Below are 20,330 nucleotides of genomic sequence, written 5' to 3' on the forward strand. Positions count from 1 at the left end.
ATAATCCATTGGATACCCTAGAAGTTAAAATTCAAATAAGAGGCATTAAGATGATAAGGCATTATCGCTGAATAATGGTAGTTGTAAATTGGATTACCATAAGGATCCTTGCCGATTGGAGCTTCCGGATGCCCGGATACTTTAATATAGTATTGATTTCCGGACGAATAGAACATGAGACTATCAGTACCGCCTTTACCGCCTTCTACATAGCTGCCAAAAGGCGTAACATATTTTATTACTCCGTTTACTAATTCGAATACGGCGAAGTCATAATTCGTTCTTGGTAAATAATCGTTGCAAAAGTATTTGGCACAGTTACCCCATGGGCTGTTTAAAGTGATTTTAACTAGTTTGCCTTTTTCAACGTTCACTTTGTAGTAATCTTCTTCCATAGCGAATGAGATGAAATCGGATGCGGTTGTACCCACAGTTAAAAGAGATGCAGTTCTAGTGGAACCGTTAGGATTCGTGTAGTAGGGGTCAGCGGCAAAAGCCGATTGAGAAAAGATAGCCATCATTGCCAAAGCCAGTAATACGGTAGTCAATTTCTTAAATTTACTCACATGATTAGCCTCCATTATTAATTTCTCTAGCTGGCCAGCTACAAAATCAACAATAATACATAGTTCGCATTAAAATAAATAGGAGAGGAATCCTAAAATGGATTTTACACCCACAAATTAATAGTTATTAGTAATTAATTTCATGTCGTATCGTGTTGAAAAATGTAATTGAATTTAAATATTTTTACATAAATTCGAGTTTAACATATTCACAAAACCCGTATTTTGCACATATGTCACTAGAGCGGCATACTAGAGAGATCACCATATCCTCGCTGTTTGCATCAAATATCCTTATAAAGTGATTCAGACTTAATGATTTCGGCACCGTAAAATCATTGAATTATCCTGCCCCTTAGCTGAACAGCCTGCCGGATCACGCCGGCAGGCTGGATGATTGAAGTATTGTGTCCCATTAGCTGAGCGTTCCACCGATTGCCAACCTTTAATACAGTTGGCTTCTTTCTTCGAAACCAAATGGTTCAAACGCTTCAGCAAGTTTCTGCGCCATTACGTTGTCGCCATCGTAGTAAAAGACAAGTATCCTGCCCATTCCATACGATCCGTTCGGGGGTACTGCAGAGGCGGTAGGAAATGGGTCTCGTTGTACTTCTATCCTCTGGTCAACGGTAAGGAAACGGTATATCGTCAATTTACCTGCTCCGAGTTGATACAAGTGCCGCTCAGCACCATCTCTTCGCAGATCGTATATATTCTGGGTCTCCGTTCTTGTTTCATAATGGATTCCTACATCATCAAGGGCAACTAACAAATCCGCTAATGATAGATCTAACGAGGCGTCTTTAGAATCTTGGACACCCCCAATAGAATTGCATCCAGAAAGCAAAACAATGAACAATAACGTGGAGATTAGAGCACGAATGTTCATAAACTCACTCCCCCTTCTTAATCAATTCAACGTTCTCAAGTAACTAATGGTTGCGCTAAACTGCCCGTTAGTTCAATTAAACTACTACATCTCTTACTTGCATCCACGTTCGAAGCCTCTTTATAAACAATGCAAGTTCTTGTCTTACATCGAGAAAATAAAAAAGCCGCGCTGAGCGCGGATCTGTATGGTTGTATGTTCTTGTCTTTGTACATGTCATCTTGCCAAGTGACAAGAACTTGACCCGACAAAATAAAAATCCGCGATATAACGCGGATTTGATTCGGTCTATGTTCTTGTCTGCCGACAACACGCTTGCATAACAAGGCTCTTAGTTTGGTTCGATTTCGTTAATTGGCTCAAATTTATTAATAGTCAATGTAACCCTTTTGGCTTTGGTCAAGTCGCCTTTTCCGGCCGTTTCATACACATGGATATTGGTGTTACTCCAAGAAGCTTGCTTTCATCATTATAGAAAGCAAACCCCCGCCTTAAAATCAACTTCGCTGCCGGGCTTTACTTCCATCTTTCTGTTGTGCAATGTATCCCAATAACTTTGTCCAATATAAAGTTTCCCCTTCACTTTGCTAATATTCCCTTGCTTGACGACCTCTATATATCCGGCACGAATAGGAGTTTCTTCATCACATGACCTCTCTCTGCGATATCGAGAATGTGGCATATCAAATTAGGTCGTCAAACTGTTCTGGCTCGATTTGCGCAGGTTAGAAATTTTGATGCTCTGCTTGTTTAACGGTGTTCCTTAAACACCTAGAAATACTTAACAACCCGCCGAATGCTTCAAAAGCAGCGGAAAAGACGGTGGCAGTCGTCTGGTCCTCTTTGTCCTTGATGGTCATACTCGCAACGCCGCTAGCAATATCGGAAATAAAGTAAAATAACGTCTGAGCGACCTTCAAAGCCGAATCCGTCGAATCGTACTGTTGATTCGAATTATCCTTTTTCTCTTCCTTGAACTCTGCTATAGAAATACTAATCTCCATCGCATATGCGAGCATGGCAACTATGATGAGTTCTGCACCTTTAGCATAAGGTACTGCAGATTGCCCTTTAAGTTTGCGCACGAGCGAAGGTAAGCAGATCTCAGCGATAGAACCGATAAGATAAGTTGCCCAAGTCGCTCGCTGAACACCAACTTCAACATCCGTCCCCACTGGAAAAGAAAATGGATTTCTCAGGAATGAAGCCGCTCCTACATACATTTCTAAACTTTTTAACTCCTCCTCCAAACTTTCGGCGTCATTGAAATTATCTTCATTCAATATGCCTAGCTGTTTATCAACGCTAATTAATACGAGGGCATCATGAATCCCATTAAGAACCGTATACACGAACCCTCCAACCTGCGAATACAGCACTGAAGGACTCACAGTCGATGAATCATCTTGAGCAGCATCTAAGCTAGTGTGTCTATTCGAGTTATCGGCACCTGTAAATAATCCAAAAAGCTGCTTATAATCGCCCGTGATCAGAACATCATTCTTATCAGTAATAGGCGCTTGATTCGCAGCAAGCTTGTACATGATCGTACTTGGAATCGCTGATACTAACATCATTGCATCCAGAACGGTTAGATCATCGTCCGATATATTCTTGTAAAAAGCACTGAAGAATGGAATATCCAAGCTGGTATTCAGCGCTTTTTGGAATAACTTCATCATGTCGCCGGATACTTCCAATAAGCCGACGGTGATTTTCTCCGCCGCATCAAGAATGCCGATCACGACATCCCCTATCATGATTTCGAACACTTGTGAAAAGGTAAGGGAGTTGTCCTGACTCGTAAGCTGAAGGTCTTGGATGAGCTGATTGATCGTATCCTGGATCGATGCCAATGTCGGATCAACTACGTCTTGATAGAAGGAAGTCATAGGATCAGTAGGAGCTGTCGTGTGCACGTTCGTACTATTCGCCGCCCCGCTGTGCATCAAATGATACTGGCCCCAGTAGCTTCCAGGCGTATTGTTGAATTGCTGTTGCATATCCGTTAAATCTGCCGACTGGGAAGCCAAGAATTGATTTTTTGCTTCCTGTATGTTATCGCTTTGACCCGGCAATGACGATGTCGGCTCCATACTCTTGACGGTGTTCTTGAGATTGTCGAAGAAGTCGCTCACTTTCTTCTCAACGTTCTTCAGTTCACTTTCACCATAAGCGATCGTTTGATTCGATAGATTCACCAGTGCTTTATGGAATAGTTTAATATCATCCCAATTAAAGATAAAACCAAGCCAATCGATAAACTTGTCAATATTCACTCCGATGGTTTTCTGGAGTACCCAACTGATCGCATGTAATGCGGCCTCAATCACTTTAATCTCAAAGGAGAATATCATTCCTTCGATCTCGAATACGAAGACCAACGCTTTTCCAACTGCTTGCATAAAGAAGCTTGTAACCGAATCGTAAGCCTTCTCAAGCCACTTTACTGCGTCTCCGAGTTCCGTCTCAATCCAGTTTAAACCATCAAATATCGAGCCGGATACAAAGAGAGATTGAGCAAGGCTGCGACCAGAACCTGATTGATACTTGGCCAGATAGGACACGGCGGCAGTCTGATCAAGGAAAGTCGCAGCGTTCTTGCTGAATACCATTCCCCAAGCTTGCTGCGGCAAAGAAGCAGCCGCAAGTAAATGTCTGCCAGGCTGATTAGCTGACCTCGCAGATGCAATCGGCTTCGCTGCGAAAGTCGAAGTAGAACTATTTGAGGTCATATTACTCGTGTAAGCTGTTAACTGCTGTAAGGAGGCAGCAGTTGCTTGCAAGGTTTGATCATCCACATCGGTCGTGATGAGCGGAGTACCATCCTGTAATTTAGCAATCTTCAAGTCATCTGAGGAAGTAATTTGCTGTAAAGCATTTTGCACTTTGGTAGAGGGATCTATATCTATCACTTCATTGAACAATGAACAAGTAAGATGGAAGACAGCCACAGAGATCGTATCTACCGGTTGGATGATCGTTAGGTTTCCCATCGTGTCCGTCGTGACGGTTACAGATTCATCGGAATCTAAACGATATACTTGTCCGTTCATGGTCGTGTAGCAAAGAGAAGATGCTGATACGCTTATCTCTTGATTAATGAGAATTTGACCGTTCTGGTCTGTGAAGTTCACATGGGTGGTGTAACAATTGAAATTAACTACTTCGTTTAACTGCGGCAATTGGATCTGTGATTCTTTCCAGAGCGCATTATCCAGATCCTGATAATGATATTTTAGTGTACTATCATTTTTCACGGATAGTAATTCATTCGCTTGTGAGGATGCGTTAAAGTTCGCCGTAATTTGCGTTACGCTCTCACTGATTAATACTGGCACACTCCATGTGTTCAGATCGTTTCTGGAAGCTCCGCAATGAAATAACGACCCGTCTTTACTAAGTGCGAATAGGGACACAAATTCAGCATCCTGCGTGACGACCATTTCATTCAAGTCCGTAATGTTGGAGAATGGGATCGTATCACTGCTCGCGATCTCAGTCGCATCCTGAAGCACGGAGGCTTCATAGACATATAGCCCTTCCCCTGCCACATAGAGATCGAATGAATCTGATTGATCATTAGGCAAAGCTGTAATAGCTCTCATCTTGCCAGGAAGAGTGAAAGCATAGCTGGATGATTTGTGATAGGTAGGATCAGGCAATGAGGTGAATTCAAGAGATTGCCCTGAACTCGTATCATACAAAGCATAGACCCCTATATCTCCTTCCAATGTGCCGATGGCCAAGTCATGAATCTTCGTTGCATTCTCAGGCAGAACGAACTTTTGCCAAGTCCAGGTGTTATCGGAAGCATCCAGGTTAACGAAATAATGCTCGGAGGTATCGCTGTTTTGAACCGCAACTATCCCTAAAGGTGCAGTCGAGCTGTCGCCAGCCGTACCGTTAACAATCTCTTGAATCTCTACGTTGCCATCCGTAAAAGGACGTTCCACCCATTGATTCACCACATTAGGCCAATCCGTCACTGTCGGATCGTTAGACAGATAGGGTGTGATATACAAGGTGGAGTGGTTAGACTTTTCCTTAGGTGCCATGGCTAAAGCAAGAAGCAGCATTCCATCTGTGCTTTGTACAACGTCAAAGGTCAGTGATTGAAGATTTGAATCTATTTGCGAGCTAAGATCGACCTGTGTCCATCCTGTATTGCTGGAATCATCTCTGATCAAAGCATAGAATACGCCATCGTTTCCTATGGAGAATACAATTGTATTGCCTAGGCTATCTTGTGCCGCTTGCATGATATGTTGCGGATCGACCACAGTACCCGCAACCTGATTAACCATCAATTCTGCATCAACGCTTATCTGATAGGTATTGCTTGTGCTTGACCCATTCCCTGGTACAGTAATGATATTCATTAGAAACCTCTTCTCTACTGGGATCCTTAATTAGATTTTAATGTAATATCTAGCAATAGGTTGGCATCTTGCGCCATCTGTGGATTTGCATAGAAATACTCATCGCCTGAAGGTAGAACCAAGCAATTATATACACCGGATATCATATTCTGGAATCGTTGCAAATTGTTCTTCATCGTTTTCTCGAATTGATCGCCAATCTGATCCAATGTCTTCTTATTGTTAGGAATCATAGTAATATCTGCTTTGCCTAGCCAATTGCCGTTCGTTGTTCTAGTTGCATCTGGAACGATCAGTTCTTCTAGATCTAGCTTGATTTGCCCATTGTCGCCCGCTTCGATCTTAATCTTGCCGGACCAATTGAGCGTTGCGTCCTCTTCCATCCACTCGTGCAGGATGCAGGTGAAGTCTACACGGTAGGTCATCGTAAAAGTACCGCTCAGCTTCACTTTCACTTTCGTTGAAGAATCATTGGTATATACGATTTGTACGCTGCGTTGGTCAGTTGTGTTCGTGTGACCGTCTACCATTGTGGCTTTCGAAATACACGTGATGCTGTCCGGCTCTGTTGTTTGATTGGAATTCGACTGACTTACTGTCCAGCCATTCATGACATTCATCGCATTCACTTGCTGCTGAATGCCAAGTGAATAGAGAATTGAAGGGATCAACCATTCATACCATAATATGTCTGGCGACACGATAAACTTACCATCGTAATCAGAGGACGTTACCCAGTTTTCAAAATATACCCCCGCCATTGTGTTGCTCGGAAAAATCTTTTCTTGCGTCATGATGAGATAATTCAATGTACTTAATCCTGGTGTTGAAGGATCGCTAAAGGTTGAGAAATTGTAGCTCGTGGGCGTGAAGGTTTCTGGTTGAAGACCCGTATGGTTTGGCAACTGACTCACACAATAACCAAGAACATAAGGATTGTACGCACCCTGTAATGAGCTAAAATAACTTGCCAAAGCTTGTTGAAATTGTTCAAGCTGATCTGGCGTAATCGTAGAATTATCCGGAAAAGGCAATTGCGTTAATGAAGGATCATAACTTGTAAAGTCGGTATTCTGAAAATCAACGAATAAATGCTGGATGCTATATAAGGAGTTATTAAATGCTTTCAACTGATCCGATACGGCATCTGGAACCACATCTGAACGCTTCAAATCCTCACCGTTCACGACAGCCAAGCTCAAGCTTACATCAAACGCATAGACCCAATTTTTGAAATCTACATGATGTGAGCCTGTTCCCTCCTGATAGGTGAACGTTCCAGAAGACATACTCAGAACGAGAAGCGAGGTTGCTTGAACCGCCGACTTATTGAATTGGACGATCGGCGCGTTCAATTTGGCATTCAATTTGATTCCGGAACTGCCCGTATCGATCGAAAGACTGCTAGAGAAAATTCCCTTCTTGAACAGTTTAGACCAATGATAATTAAGCGTATCTTGTGTGATGGCTGCTACCATATCCACACCATTTAACGAATGAAAATCCATTATTTTCCTCCTTTAGTCAAAGCAGATCACCAAAAAACCTACCTGAACCCTAACTCTCTAACTCTCTCCTGTTTTTTCAAATAAATTCACTGTCGATTTTCCTAATAATTTGTCGAAAAAGCTAGCTTTTACTATTTGTTCATTCATTTTAACCATATATTTCACACAATGTAAACCCGGAGAATTATACCCATTGCTTAACAAGCTGCTGAGTAATCGTTATCGTTGAAGTCGGCAATCGGCCTAAGTTCTTGACATCGTCATATGACAAGAACGTTAGCCGATAACTAAAAAAGCCCGCGATTTACGCGGACTTTAATCGGATAAAAGTTCTTGTCACCCGACAATTGTCTAACGACCTATGTCCAGACATAAATGACACAAATGTCTGGACATTCTCTTCATCCAAAGTTGATTTGCCCTCTCAGCAAACGAAAGTCTGGTTGGCCCAATCATGCTAAACGTCCTCGAAAAAGTATAAGCTCTTGTGTGTTTAATGAAGCTGAAGCCACATCAAATCCACGGTGCCGGCTTCGGCTTTAATTTCAATCCGATGGTGCCCGATCGTCAGCAGGCGTGCGTCTGTAAGGGTTACCGTCGTCCAAACCGCCGGTGACGGCGCCGCTGCGCCGATCGCGGCACCGTCTACGGTGACGGCCAGCCTGCTGCCGTTGACCGTAGACGAAGCTCGTATATCCACCCCGATCGAATGAGTCTTCTCTGTCTCGAACGTATAGGCGAGCCAATCTCCTTGCTCTAGATGGACGTACATCCAGTCCTTCTCCTGCCAAGGTTCGCCGCCGCCGTGTTGGAAGTTAGGCGTCGCGTCCTCGGTCTCCGATGCGAATCGGATATCCGTTCCGTCGGTGTCTCTAAAGCCGATCGTCCGAGTCTCGCGCTTACCCCCGAAACCGAATCCGTCTCCTTCCCCTTTGTATCCATAGAAAATCGCGGGTATCCGGACCGATGGCCTGCGGAACAGCGCGTTAACGACAGCCGGATGATAGTCGCAGGCTTCGATCGGCAGATTATCGAGGTACGTCCAAAGAATGCGTTCGGCTGTGTCGGGAGACGGCTTTTCCCCGCCTTCGAGATAGGCGACGAGCTTCTCCCACCCTTCCGGCTTGCGAATAGAGCAAGGGGAATTGTCAGTGTCCATCTTCTTCCACGTCCAGAAGTTCCACGAAATATCGTGATCCTCGTATAATCGGAATGCGCCGGCGTACCAATCCTTGTTGTTCTCTCCGCCTTCGCCCATGTAGATCGGCACGTTCCACTCGTCTCGCTTGTCGAGGAATTTCCGGATGCTCTCGGTATCCGGGTTGTTCCAATATTTATGAAACTGCAGCATCAGGTTGTCGTCCGGACGATCGTCGAAAATCGTCCAATCCGTTGCCCAATGCGCCCCCTCAAGAATGATCATATGACGAGAGTCTTCCTCGCGAATCGCTTGGATGATGTCGCGATAGAGCGGCATGACGAGCGGATTGTACTTCGCGAACCAGTCCGGGAGCGGCTCGTTCAACAAGTCGTACCCGGCGACGATCCACTCGTCCTTATATCGCTTGGCTAGCTTTCGCCATAGCTCTATCGTCAGTCTGCGATTCCGCTCGTCCGTGAACAGCTCCGGCAAGTCCCGCTCCGAATCGTCGATGTTCGTCCCCGTTTGCCCGCCCGGCGCTCCGTGCAAATCGAGAACGACATAGAGACGGTGCTCTCGGCACCAGGCGATGACTTGATCGAGGATCCGGAAGCCGTTTTCCTTGAAGACGACCGGCTCGCGTTCCTCCATTAGCACACGCCAATGGACGGGCAACCGCACCGAGTTGAAACCTTCTTGCGCGATGCGAGCGATATCCGTCTCGGCGATGTAGCGCTCGTAATAGAGACTCCAGAACCGTTCCGCCTTCTCCTCGCCGATCAGCTCCCGCACCATCGCTTCGATTCTGCGTGGCCGGTCTCCCGCGTTAGGAAACCGCCACATGTACCCTTCGGGCAGCATCCAGCTGCCGAAGCCGACGCCGCGTAGCCGTACTTCCCGCCCCGCTTCGTTAACGAGCTTACGACCGACCGCTTTCAAAAATCCTTGCACGTCTTTGCTCAACCTTTAACCGCTCCTTCCGCGATGCCGTTCAGAATGTATTTTTGGAGGATCAAATAGAACAGAATGACAGGCAGCATCGCCAACACGAGCGAAGCCAAGATCGCAGACCAGTCGTTATTGCCGTATTGCCCGAACAGCATGTTCGTCGACAGCAGCAGCGTATAGTCGTCGATGTGCGTAATCATCAATAAAGGCAGCAGGAAATCGTTCCACATCCACAGCAGATTCAGAATCGCGACCGTCGCGGTAATCGGAAGCAGCAACGGGAAGATCACGGAAGCGAACAACCGGACTTCGCCGCAGCCGTCGATGACCGCCGCTTCGTCGAGCTCTCTCGGAATCGTTTTGACGAATCCGTGATAGAGGAATATCGCGAATGGCACGCCGAGGCCGATATAGATAAGTCCGAGTCCCGTCGTAGAGCCTTGCACCTGAAGCCGGTCGGCGATGATCGTCAGAGAAATCATGATCGAGTGGAACGGGATAAGCATCGACATGACGAACAACCCGAACAAGAAGGCGCTTAGCTTGCCCGGCGTCCGGGACAGCTTGTAGCCCGCCAGCGAAGCGCATGCGATAATGCCGAACAAGCCGACCGCCGCCACCGTTACCGTATTGCCCAGACTGTTCATGAAACGGATTTTATGATAAGCGTCCGCGTAATTGCCGAATTCGAGCTTCGCCGGGATCGAGAGGATATCGTTCATCATATCCCCTTCGGTTTTAAGCGAATTGAGCAAGCCCATCAGGATCGGAAACAAAGTAAAGACGGCGCATAAGAGCAAGATGAACGTAATGAGAGCCGAACGGAGCTTCATGCTTCCAGCTCCCTTCTCTTCATGACGACCAGTTGCACGATCGTGATGACGAAGACGATCGCGAACAAGATCATCGCTTTGGCGCTGGCGTATCCGAACCGGTTGCTGAAGGAGAACGCCTCTTCGTAAATGTTCATGGCGATCACTTGCGTCGCCCTTCCCGGTCCGCCGCCGGTCAGCGCGAATACGGCTTCGAACACTTTGAACGAGCTGTTCAGCGTCATGAACAAGCCGATCGTGATCGCAGGGTATATAAGCGGCAACGTAACGTTGCGGAACGCTTGGAAAGACGAAGCTCCATCGATGGCCGCCGCTTCCTTGAGCGCTTGCGGCACGTTTTGCAGCGCCGCGATATAGATGACCATCATATAACCGACTCCGCCCCACAAGGACAGAACCAGAATGGAGAAGAAGCTGTATTTCGGATCGCCGATCCACGATTGATCCAGGAACAGCAATCCGGTCTTGGCGGCGATCGTGGGCAGCACTTTCGTGAAAATAAACATCCACATGAATCCGCCGATGATCATGCTGATCATGTTCGGCATGAAGAAGATCGTCCTGAACCAGGCTTTGCCGCGTCCGCGGGATTCCACGAGCACCGCGACGGTCAGGGATATAACGTTTTGCAGAACGACGATAAACACGACGTACTTCAGCGTAAACCAGATCGATTTAACAAAGGACGGGTCTTGCGTGAATGCCTCCGCGTAATTGGAGAATCCCACCATTGAATAGGTGGGATTCAATCCGTTCCAGTCTGTCAAGCTGTACCACGCGCCCCCGATAGCGGGGGCCAGCGTGAATACGGCGTAAAACAACAGCGCGGGGAATACGAAGGCGATTAGCGCGACCGAACGTTTCCATTTTCTCGACGGCGTCACGATCATCACTCCCCCTATCTGCTCGCTTACTGGCCTGCGGCCTTTACCGCTTTAGCCCAAGTCGCGTCCATCGTCTTGATGAAACTTTCTTTGGACACGTCTTTGCTGTAATAGCTTTGCAGCAGCTTGGCCTGCTCGTCGGTAACGGCCTGCGGCATTTGCAAGTCAAGGTAGGCTTTGCCTTGGGAGACGTAAGCCGTCGCTTCTTGAATCCAAGGGAACGTCTCGTAGTTATGAACCGTCGCGATCGGATTGAACTTCAGCTCTTCGAACAAAGCGGAAGACTCCTTATCGTCCAGGATGAAGTTGACCAGGTCTTTCGCAACTTCGGGATTTTCGCTGGACGAAGACACGGCGAGCGACGTCGAAGTCGCCAGATTGATCATGGTGCCTGCCGGATTATTGCTGACCGGAAGCGGCGCCACTCCGAATTCGAAGTCCGGTTGCGCCTTCAGGATCGATTCGGCCATCCAAGGGCCTTGAATCCACATCGCGGCTTTGCCGTTCGCGAAGTCCGTGGAGCCTTGGCCGCTGCCGACCTCGAACGGTTTAGCGGAGCCGTTAGCGTTAATCAAATCGATGATGTCGAAAATGCTTGCGATATCGTTGTAGGAAGCTTCGCCCTTGTTCATCTTGGCGATCCAATCCGGTTGCTCGGAAGACACCGTGCCGCCGATCGACAAAGCGGTCATCAACTGTGGAACCCAGGATTCTTGGTAGGCGAGCAGGAACGGCGTTTGACCCGCGGCTTTCAGCTTCTCTACGACCGCTTTCATTTCGTCAAGCGTTTGCGGAGGCGTAATTCCGTTGTCCGCGAACATTTTCTTGTTGTAGAGGTAGCCCCAAGACAAGCTCTCCATCGGAACGGCGAGCACTTTGCCGTCCAGCGTCACGGTTTGCTTAACGCCATCGTACAGCTTGCCTACGAACGTCTGGTCGGATAAATCGGTCAAATAGCCGGCTTTGTAATAGCTCGGAATGTCTTGGGTGGCGTGAAGATCGAACACGTCCGGCGCATCTCCCGACGCGAGACGAGCCTTCAATACGTCCCTTGCTTGTTCCGGTGCGGGCATTTCCAGGTTAACCGTCACGTCGATGTTCTTCTCCGCCAACTCCTTGGCTTTAAACTTCTCGAAGTATTTATCGAACTGGTCCTTGAACCGTGGAGCGCCGATAAAGACGTTCAATTCGACTTCCTTCGGCTCCGCCTTCTCTGCCGGCGCGCTTGCCGACGAGCTTGCCGTCGCGGAGCTCGCCACCTTGTCCGAGTTGTTGCCGCATGCCGCCAGCAAGCCGGTCGTCAGCAAAAGAGCCGTACCGAGATTAAGCGCTTTCTTCATTGTTCATTCCCCCTGTTTATTGTTGAATACAGCTTAATTGTAGGAGAATAACCCAATGCCATCATTCGACGATGTTGTCTTCTTCGATTGCACGATATTGACGTGCTTCTTTCTGCTTGATCCACTCTCCCGGCGCTGCCCCGAATTGCTTCTTGAACACGCGATAGAAATAGGCGATGTCTGCGTAACCTACAAGCTCCGCAGCCTGCCTGATCGGAAGGCCGCTTTCTATCGCCTCGCGAGCCTTGTCCATTCTGAGAGCGACGATGGCATCGGTCATGTTGCGTCCCGTATGCGCCTTGAACGTTCGGCTTAGGTGCTCCTTCGTCACATGGAAATAGTGGGCGACCGTGTCGAGAGAAATAGGGTCCGAATAATGGCGCTCGATAAAACGGACGACGTCGTCTAAGTCGAGCCTATTGCGATTGCGCCGAAATGCGATGGCATCCTTCATCACTTCTCCGTAAATAAAGCGCAGCGAGTCCCCGCTCCCGTCGAACGAGCGACCGCCGCGATTCCAGACAGCTTTGAGTTGGATATCGTTCTCCGCGGCGAACGTTTCGACGATCAGCATCAGGTCCTGCCCCATCTTCGCAAGCACCGAATCGTCGAATTTGCCAACGAGTTCGAGGACGGCTTCTTCGTCCAGCTCCAGCAGCGCCGCGCTTAGCCTCCTGCGCAAATTCAAATACAACTCACGCAGTTCCGGCTCCTCGAAGACGGTGTATTCAACGCCCGCGAACGGCGTTTCGGCCTTGTGCTTATCCAACTCCGCAGCACACTTCGCTAGCGCCGCGTTCAATTCGTCCGGGTCGATCGGCTTTAGCAGATAGTCGGTCGCTCGGGAAGCGACGGCTTGCCTCAAATAGACGAAGTCGTCGTAGCCGCTGATCACGATGATTTTCAGCTCGGGGAACGACTCGTTTATCGCCTTCAGCAAGCCTACGCCATCAAGACCGGGCATCCGCATGTCGGTAATGACGACGTCCGGACGAAGCTTCTCGATCATTGCCACTCCGGAATTCCCGTCTTCCGCCTCGCCTACGAGCTTAAAGCCGAGACGATCCCATTGGCCGAGCGCTTTGACGACCTCGCGCGACCAGGGCTCATCGTCTATCAGAAGGACGCTGTGCATCGTCATCGTCTCCTTTCCATTCGAGAGGGATAGCAATCGCGATCAACGTGCCGACTCCTTCTTCGCTGAACATTCTTACGCGATATCGGTTTCCGTAACGGAGGCGGAGTCGCGAATCGACGTTTTTGAGTCCGATGCCGCGCCTGCGCTTGGGTCCGTCGTTTTCCGCCGGGGGCGGCGGCTCGTTCGTGCGTCCGAGCAGGTCGAGCCGGATTCGGGCCAATCGGTCCCGGGTCATTCCGACGCCGCCGTCCCGGATCAGAAATACGGCGCGGGAGCCCGTCCTCGCGATCCGGATGTCGAGCCGCCAACTGCCCTCCTTGCGCTGCAAGCCGTGCTCGAACGCGTTCTCGACGAGCGGTTGAAGCGTGAACTTCGGCAACCGGATGCTCGATTCCGCGTAACGGTGATCCAGACGCGCGTGACATCTTCCGGAAAATCGCTGCTGTTGAATATATAAATAATTGTTCATATGTCTGATCTCGTCGTCCAAGGCGACAAGCTCTTCACCTTCGGAGATCGAATAGCGAAGCAGATCGCCGATCACTTTCGTGACCTGATAAATTTCGGGCGCCTGTTTGGAGAGCGCCATACCGCCGATCATGTGCAGCGTGTTGTTAAGGAAATGAGGATTGATCTGCGCTTGCAACGCGGCGAGCTGAGCGTTCTTGACGTCGATCTCGCGCTGGTATTCGTGCTCGATCAGCTCTTTGACCCGCTGAACGAGCGAGTTGTAGCCGCGTTCGAGAAGACCGATTTCGTCTCTCGTATTCACCGACGTATAGGCAAGCTGGTTCGGGTCGGCCATGCGCATCTCTTTCGCCAGACGCACGATCGGACGACTTATGCGAAGTGATACGAGCACCGACAACAGCAGCGAAGCGACCGCGAACAGAAGCCCGGTCAAGATGCCGGCGCGGATCGTCGAATTCGCGCTTTGCTGCACCGAAGCGATCGGAATCGTCTTCACGATCGCGAGCTCGCCGTCGTCGACTCTCTTGACGAAGCAGAAAAATCGGTCAGTCTTGAAAAATCGCGGCTGCGATTCGAACGACCCGGTGCGGGCGATCATCGCCGAGATTTCGGCGGGAATGCCGTCGCCGGATGCCCCCGACAGCGTCAAAAGCCCTGCCTTGTCGTTCAACAGGTATACGGAGCTTTCGTTCTCGGACAACAGAATGTCGTTCGCTTCTTTCCAGATTTCGTCGTCGATACGCACCGACAACCCGCCTTGCATGCGGCGGTCTTCGAAGCGGTTGATACTGTGGTAAGCATAGATGCCATCGCCGGAAGGCTCGAAGTACAGATTCACGGGACCCTCTTTCATACGCGACCAGCTACTGTCTTCGATCGTCATCGGAAACAGGACGCCGCTACCGGAAAAGTCGACCGAATACGCTTGATTTTTGTCGGAAATGTATAACGTCAGTTGTTCGAAGCGGCGGGAATTGGAATAGAGCACCGAGGTCAGCGCCGATCGAATCTCGTTCAGGCTTCGCGACTGCACGGAGGGATCTTCGCTTTCCGCCTTTTCCATGCCGGTCAATACTTTCTCGTTGATCTGCAAGCCGATAAACGCGGATTCGACCTGGGCGATCAGCTCGCCCAGATATTGCTCGGCCCACAGTAGACGCGACATGTTCGCGTTCACGATTTCTTTCTTGACCGATTCCCTCGTATTCAGCGTCGCGATCCACGTAACCGTCAACACCGGCAGCGTCGTCAGGCACATCATCAAGATCATTAAACGAAGCCGTATGCTAAAGCGCCTCATGGCACCGCCCCTTTCAGCGGAATCTCGTTGACCGTGTGTGAGAAAATTCGATAACGCCGTTAAGATTCCTGTCTCCTTCCATTGTACATTGTTGATATTCTAAATTGGATTAAATTGATATTCGCCGTGCATTTAAAATAAGTAAGGACTAATATAAATGTTTACTTATGATACGAAATGTGTATAATTCAATTTGACGCTTATTATTCAACGGAAGGAGAATCCGAGTGGAATCAATCGAAGCCATGTCCGAACAATTAAAGCTTATCTCTGATAAGAGCAGGCTTACTATTCTTGCTTGCCTTAAGGAAAAGGAGATGTGTGTTTGCGATATCGTCGAGATTCTTCGAACGACTCAACCCAACGTGAGCCAGCATCTAAAACGCTTAAAAAACGGCGGATTAGTCCATGAAACTCGGCGAAGTCAATGGATTTATTACTCATTAAACGTGGAAGACAAACCTCACTTAAAGCAGTTGATCGACCAACTTCCCTCCATGAAAGAACAGATCAACGCGACTCCATCGCAAAGCTGCGATTAATTCGGGGGTTACTATGCTGGCGCTTGCCTCTATCCTGTTTCTTATTACTTTGATATTCGTTATCTGGCAGCCCAAAGGGCTTAATATCGGTTGGTCCGCATGCGGCGGCGCGATCGTCGCGCTAATCTGCGGAGTCGTAAACTTCCACGACGTATGGGACGTTACGCAAATCGTATGGAACGCAACGCTTGCGTTCGTGGCTGTCATCTTGATTTCGTTGATTCTTGATGAGATCGGGTTCTTCGAATGGGCTGCCTTGCACATGGCCCGTACCGCTAGAGGAAACGGCGCTTTGATGTTCGTGTACGTCGTGTTGCTAGGAGCCGCTGTAGCGGCGTTCTTCGCCAACGATGGCGCGGCTTTGATTTTGACTCCGATCGTACTTGCAATGGTTCGAGCGCTTAAGTTCGACGATCGAATGATATTGCCGTTTATTATGGCGAGCGGATTTATTTCGGATACCGCTTCATTGCCATTCGTGGTGAGCAACCTGGTGAACATCGTCTCTTCGGACTTTTTCGGTATCGGATTCGTTCAGTACGCCGGCAGAATGATCGTACCGACATTGTTGTCGGTAGTTGCAAGTTTGGTCGTTCTTTTCTTGTATTTCCGTAAAAGCATTCCGAGGCAATATGACCTGGCGCAACTGAAAAAGCCTCGAGAAGTCATAAAGGATGTACGCCTCTTTAAGATTTCATGGGTTGTACTGGCGGTGCTTCTGATTGCCTACTTGGCGAGCGAATTCATCCATATGCCGGTATCGATCATCGCCGGAGTTGTAGCCCTTATCTTCTTGTTCTTAGCTCGTAGAAGCCCGGCCATTCATACGTGGAACCTTGTGAAAGGCGCTCCGTGGGCCGTCGTTGTCTTCTCCATCGGCATGTATGTCGTCGTCTATGGTCTTCGCAACGTCGGATTAACGGAAGAACTCGGCCACGCGTTCCAATGGGCAGCCGATCAAGGTTTGTTCGTAGCCACGGTCGGCGGAGGATTCATTGCGGCTATTCTATCTTCGATCATGAATAACATGCCGACGGTTATGATCGATGCTCTCGCGATCGAAGGAACATCCACCGATGGCGTCATTCGTGAGGGCCTGATCTATGCGAACGTTATCGGATCCGATCTAGGACCGAAAATAACGCCGATCGGCTCGTTAGCTACCCTCTTGTGGCTTCACGTTCTTTCGAATAAAGGCGTCAAAATCGGCTGGGGATATTATTTTAAAGTCGGGATTGTCTTAACGGTTCCCGTCTTATTCATTACCCTGTCCGGTCTTTATCTTTGGTTAAAGCTCATCGGTTAGTTGACCTATACATTCGATACATATAAAAAGGAGAAATCACATGAAACCACTCGTTTATTTTCTTTGTACGGGCAACTCTTGCCGCAGCCAAATGGCCGACGGATTTATGAATGCGCTTGGCGGTGACCGTTATGAAGTGAAGAGCGCGGGCTTGGAAGCCCACGGGCTTAATGCACGCGCCGTTCAAGTGATGAAAGAAGCCGGAGTCGATATCTCGAACAACACTTCTGACGTTATCGATCCGGAGACGCTCAATCGGGCGACTTTCGTGATTACGCTCTGTGGACATGCTGACGAGCATTGCCCGGTCGTTATGAATCCGAATGTCACCAAGTGGCACTGGGGATTTGATGATCCGGCCAAGGCAACCGGTACCGAAGAAGAAATCCTGTCTCAATTCCGTTCGACTCGAGATGCCATTAAAGTACGAATCGAACAGTTCCTTCGCGAGGGTAAGTAATTATTCGTTTTACGATAACAAAATCTTCATGGTGGAATTCACTCATTAACGCCTTCAACCTGCAAAACCCGACAATTCAACATTCCCCACAATAGACTCTTTCGGATATTGCCTTGCTGAAACAACTATGCTATATTCATTTCAACAATAAACTTCCAATAATTGCATACGAAGTTTGACAGATGGAGTCTGCGCAGCGCAGGCTCCTTTTTATCTTTTTTTTGAATCCGCATCGAGCCAAGGAGAGTGAAAGTTTATGATCATGGTTAAGAATCTTCAATTTAAGTACCCGGGGGCTGCTGAACGGACGCTTCGCGGCCTCGACTTTTCCATCCGGCCAGGAGAGATATTCGGCTTTCTTGGCCCATCGGGCGCAGGCAAGAGCACGACACAAAAGATACTGATCGGCTCCCTTAAGCAGTACGAAGGGGAAGTACAGGTTCTGGGGAAAGAAATTCGGACGGTAGGGTCCGATTATTATGAACGAATTGGGGTTGCCTTCGAATTTCCCAACTTCTATCAGAAATTCACCGTGATCGAGAATTTAAGGCTCTTCCAATCGCTCTATGCAGGTCCGACGGAAGACCCGAGAATACTCCTTGCCAAATTAGGTCTGGAGGATGCGGCCCATCAGAAAGTATCCCAACTATCCAAGGGGATGAAGATGCGATTGAACTTTTGCCGATCCATTCTGCATAGACCCGAAGTTCTGTTTCTCGACGAACCGACTTCAGGCTTGGACCCGGTCAACTCCAAGATTATGAAGGAATTGATTCTGGAGAAAAAGTCCGAAGGCGCCACTGTGATTATTACGACGCACAATATGCAGGCTGCAGAAGAACTTTGTGACCGTGTCGCTTTCATCGTGGATGGTCACATCAAGTTGATCGACTCGCCTCGCGATTTAAAGCTTCGCTTGGGCGTAAGACAAATCCGAGTGGAATATCGAGACAACCAGGAGCTGAAAGCGGAGGATTTCGCTATCGATGGGATCGGGGGGAATGAACGCTTCCTACAACTGCTCCGTCAATACCCGATCGAAACCATGCATTCCCGAGAAACGACGTTGGAACAGATCTTTATCGACGTGACGGGGAGAACATTGACATGAGTAGATTATTGTCTGCGATCAAATTCGACTTTCGATTCCAGCTTCGTCATGGATTCTATGGGGTTTACGTATTGGTTTGCTCCATCTACTGGGTGCTGCTTCATTACGTGCCAACAGGATACAAGGAAACAGTCACTCTCTTGCTTACGTTCTCTGACCCAAGCGCGGTAGGGCTTATTCTTGCTGGAGGGATTGTTTTGCTTGAGAAGGATCAAGGGATACATGCCAGTCTGTTCGCCACGCCGCTTCAGTTAAAGGAGTATTTACTGGCGAAATCTATTTCACTATCCCTGCTCTCCTTATCGGCGGCGTGGGCGATTCACGGCTTCGGTCTCGGCATGCCGGATCATCCGGTTCTCTTCTCTCTCGGCGTGCTGTTGACTTCGAGCATGATAACGCTGTTGTCCATTGGAGCAGTCGTTCGTTCACAATCTATTAACGGATTTATATTGCTTTCACAACTTTATGTCTTGCCTTTCACGCTGCCGCTGCTCGGTTTCTTCGAGATCGGTCCATCTAGCCTGTACGCAATCATACCGACATCAGGATCTCTCCTTCTCCTCCGTTCTTCTTATTCAACCTTAACGGCGGGCCAAATCGGATATTCACTACTTATTTTGTTGTTAGGTAATTTTCTCATCTTCAAATGGGCACATCGTTCGTTTGGTAGACAAGTGCTTCGCAATCAATGGAACGGAGGTGTGCAAGGATGAAGAAGTACCGGGCACTGCTTCTAGGAGACATTCGACAGTTATTGACCGATCCGATGCTGATGTCCAGTCTAGTCGGCCCTCTTATGCTAATCATAATTGCGAGATTAGGCTTTCCCATACTTTCCGACTGGCTGGTGCAGGACTACGACTTTCTGTTGGATGAATATATATCTTTCGCTGCAGTATTCCTGCTAATCGTTATACCGATGCTGCCGGGTTCAATGTCCGGCCTCCTTATGCTTGATGAGCGGGATGAAAATATGGTGACATACTTCGGAGTGACACCGCTGGCACGCGCCGGCTACTTTCGATACCGGTTGTTACTGCCGAGTTTGTTGACGTTCCTGCTTAGCGTGTTATTTATTCTGCTGTCCGGGATTACCGAGATACAACCGGAAAACATCTATACCGTCATTCTGCTAGTCTTGGAGGCGCCCATCCTCGCCTTGTTTCTGACTGCATTTGCAGCCAATAAAGTAGAAGGGCTTGCGCTGTCTAAGGCGAGTGGATTGTTGTTTGTAGGTCCTGTTACCGCCTATTTTGTTCCGGAACCGTGGACTTATCTTGCTGTATGGGTCCCAACTTATTGGCCTGCACAGAGCTATTTAACCGGAATCGCCGGTCATTCGTTAGCTTCCGTAGGATGGTTTGTGATTGGTCTTGTATTCCATGTTGTTTTGTTAACGAAACTATTTCATGTCTTTCTCAGAAGAACGGACTGAATATTACCGGCAAGATCACTGCTTTGGCTTCAAAAGTTGATCTTGTACCGAAAGCATTAACAACAATAGACCGGAA

16 protein-coding genes are annotated in these 20,330 nt (G+C 48.4%); 6 read left to right on the forward strand and 10 right to left on the reverse strand.

The window, feature by feature from the left end:
* Nucleotides 1-17 precede the first annotated feature (17 nt).
* From COHPA_RS0101810 to COHPA_RS0101855, 10 genes are all read right to left on the reverse strand, one after another.
* Nucleotides 18-566, reverse strand: a complete 549-nt coding sequence (locus COHPA_RS0101810; RefSeq protein ID WP_027084482.1) for a hypothetical protein — start codon at nucleotides 564-566, stop codon at nucleotides 18-20.
* A 445-nt stretch (nucleotides 567-1,011) separates the two neighbouring features.
* On the reverse strand, nucleotides 1,012-1,455 hold the full coding sequence (locus tag COHPA_RS0101815; protein ID WP_027084483.1) for a hypothetical protein: 444 nt from the start codon (nucleotides 1,453-1,455) through the stop codon (nucleotides 1,012-1,014).
* A 725-nt stretch (nucleotides 1,456-2,180) separates the two neighbouring features.
* Nucleotides 2,181-5,837, reverse strand: coding sequence for a hypothetical protein (locus tag COHPA_RS0101820; RefSeq protein WP_027084484.1), 3,657 nt, complete (start codon nucleotides 5,835-5,837; stop codon nucleotides 2,181-2,183).
* A 26-nt stretch (nucleotides 5,838-5,863) separates the two neighbouring features.
* On the reverse strand, nucleotides 5,864-7,345 hold the full coding sequence (locus COHPA_RS0101825; protein ID WP_027084485.1) for a hypothetical protein: 1,482 nt from the start codon (nucleotides 7,343-7,345) through the stop codon (nucleotides 5,864-5,866).
* A 493-nt stretch (nucleotides 7,346-7,838) separates the two neighbouring features.
* Nucleotides 7,839-9,449, reverse strand: a complete 1,611-nt coding sequence (locus tag COHPA_RS0101830) for a cellulase family glycosylhydrolase (RefSeq protein ID WP_027084486.1) — start codon at nucleotides 9,447-9,449, stop codon at nucleotides 7,839-7,841.
* Nucleotides 9,446-10,267 carry a carbohydrate ABC transporter permease gene (locus COHPA_RS0101835; protein ID WP_027084487.1) on the reverse strand — a complete coding sequence of 274 codons (822 nt, stop codon included), beginning with the start codon at nucleotides 10,265-10,267 and terminating at the stop codon, nucleotides 9,446-9,448. Before COHPA_RS0101835 ends, COHPA_RS0101830 begins: the two co-directional genes overlap by 4 nt.
* The gene (locus COHPA_RS0101840) at nucleotides 10,264-11,151 is read right to left on the reverse strand and encodes a carbohydrate ABC transporter permease (protein ID WP_425393670.1); all 888 of its coding nucleotides are present in this window, start codon (nucleotides 11,149-11,151) and stop codon (nucleotides 10,264-10,266) included. Before COHPA_RS0101840 ends, COHPA_RS0101835 begins: the two co-directional genes overlap by 4 nt.
* A 26-nt stretch (nucleotides 11,152-11,177) precedes the next feature.
* Nucleotides 11,178-12,491, reverse strand: coding sequence for an ABC transporter substrate-binding protein (locus tag COHPA_RS0101845; RefSeq protein ID WP_027084489.1), 1,314 nt, complete (start codon nucleotides 12,489-12,491; stop codon nucleotides 11,178-11,180).
* 61 nt (nucleotides 12,492-12,552) lie between these two features.
* Nucleotides 12,553-13,626 (reverse strand): response regulator, encoded by a 1,074-nt coding sequence (locus tag COHPA_RS0101850; protein ID WP_027084490.1) that lies wholly within the window; start codon nucleotides 13,624-13,626, stop codon nucleotides 12,553-12,555.
* Entirely contained in the window at nucleotides 13,598-15,400 is a 1,803-nt protein-coding gene (locus COHPA_RS0101855) for a sensor histidine kinase (protein WP_084760251.1), read from the reverse strand. The genes COHPA_RS0101850 and COHPA_RS0101855 overlap by 29 nt, the downstream gene beginning before the upstream one ends.
* 227 nt (nucleotides 15,401-15,627) lie before the next feature.
* Between COHPA_RS0101855 and COHPA_RS0101860 the strand changes: the two genes are divergently transcribed.
* The 6 genes from COHPA_RS0101860 (at nucleotide 15,628) to COHPA_RS0101885 (ending at nucleotide 20,254) form a co-directional block, all read left to right on the forward strand.
* The gene (locus tag COHPA_RS0101860) at nucleotides 15,628-15,942 is read left to right on the forward strand and encodes an ArsR/SmtB family transcription factor (protein ID WP_027084492.1); all 315 of its coding nucleotides are present in this window, start codon (nucleotides 15,628-15,630) and stop codon (nucleotides 15,940-15,942) included.
* Between the two features lie 13 nt (nucleotides 15,943-15,955).
* Complete coding sequence (locus COHPA_RS0101865) at nucleotides 15,956-17,248, forward strand: arsenic transporter (protein WP_027084493.1); 1,293 nt, start codon at nucleotides 15,956-15,958, stop codon at nucleotides 17,246-17,248.
* A gap of 40 nt (nucleotides 17,249-17,288) precedes the next feature.
* Nucleotides 17,289-17,708, forward strand: coding sequence for an arsenate reductase (thioredoxin) (arsC, locus tag COHPA_RS0101870; protein ID WP_027084494.1), 420 nt, complete (start codon nucleotides 17,289-17,291; stop codon nucleotides 17,706-17,708).
* A gap of 256 nt (nucleotides 17,709-17,964) precedes the next feature.
* Nucleotides 17,965-18,819, forward strand: coding sequence for an ABC transporter ATP-binding protein (locus COHPA_RS0101875; RefSeq protein ID WP_027084495.1), 855 nt, complete (start codon nucleotides 17,965-17,967; stop codon nucleotides 18,817-18,819).
* Nucleotides 18,816-19,532, forward strand: coding sequence for a fluoroquinolone export ABC transporter permease subunit (locus tag COHPA_RS0101880; protein WP_027084496.1), 717 nt, complete (start codon nucleotides 18,816-18,818; stop codon nucleotides 19,530-19,532). Before COHPA_RS0101875 ends, COHPA_RS0101880 begins: the two co-directional genes overlap by 4 nt.
* The gene (locus tag COHPA_RS0101885; protein WP_027084497.1) at nucleotides 19,529-20,254 is read left to right on the forward strand and encodes a hypothetical protein; all 726 of its coding nucleotides are present in this window, start codon (nucleotides 19,529-19,531) and stop codon (nucleotides 20,252-20,254) included. Before COHPA_RS0101880 ends, COHPA_RS0101885 begins: the two co-directional genes overlap by 4 nt.
* The last annotated feature ends 76 nt before the right edge of the window (nucleotides 20,255-20,330 follow it).

The organism is Cohnella panacarvi Gsoil 349, assembly GCF_000515335.1.
Lineage (GTDB): Bacteria > Bacillota > Bacilli > Paenibacillales > Paenibacillaceae > Cohnella > Cohnella panacarvi.

What these genes read in the sequence shown, in the direction of transcription:
- COHPA_RS0101845 (WP_027084489.1), bottom strand. Translation starts at nt 12,491, where the DNA reads ATGAAGAAAGCGCTTAATCTCGGTACGGCTCTTTTGCTGACGACCGGC.
- COHPA_RS0101885 (WP_027084497.1), top strand. Translation starts at nt 19,529, where the DNA reads ATGAAGAAGTACCGGGCACTGCTTCTAGGAGACATTCGACAGTTATTG.
- COHPA_RS0101865 (WP_027084493.1), top strand. Translation starts at nt 15,956, where the DNA reads ATGCTGGCGCTTGCCTCTATCCTGTTTCTTATTACTTTGATATTCGTT.
- COHPA_RS0101820 (WP_027084484.1), bottom strand. Translation starts at nt 5,837, where the DNA reads ATGAATATCATTACTGTACCAGGGAATGGGTCAAGCACAAGCAATACC.
- COHPA_RS0101875 (WP_027084495.1), top strand. Translation starts at nt 17,965, where the DNA reads ATGATCATGGTTAAGAATCTTCAATTTAAGTACCCGGGGGCTGCTGAA.
- COHPA_RS0101835 (WP_027084487.1), bottom strand. Translation starts at nt 10,267, where the DNA reads ATGAAGCTCCGTTCGGCTCTCATTACGTTCATCTTGCTCTTATGCGCC.
- COHPA_RS0101850 (WP_027084490.1), bottom strand. Translation starts at nt 13,626, where the DNA reads ATGCACAGCGTCCTTCTGATAGACGATGAGCCCTGGTCGCGCGAGGTC.
- COHPA_RS0101855 (WP_084760251.1), bottom strand. Translation starts at nt 15,400, where the DNA reads ATGAGGCGCTTTAGCATACGGCTTCGTTTAATGATCTTGATGATGTGC.
- arsC (WP_027084494.1), top strand. Translation starts at nt 17,289, where the DNA reads ATGAAACCACTCGTTTATTTTCTTTGTACGGGCAACTCTTGCCGCAGC.
- COHPA_RS0101880 (WP_027084496.1), top strand. Translation starts at nt 18,816, where the DNA reads ATGAGTAGATTATTGTCTGCGATCAAATTCGACTTTCGATTCCAGCTT.
- COHPA_RS0101815 (WP_027084483.1), bottom strand. Translation starts at nt 1,455, where the DNA reads ATGAACATTCGTGCTCTAATCTCCACGTTATTGTTCATTGTTTTGCTT.
- COHPA_RS0101825 (WP_027084485.1), bottom strand. Translation starts at nt 7,345, where the DNA reads ATGGATTTTCATTCGTTAAATGGTGTGGATATGGTAGCAGCCATCACA.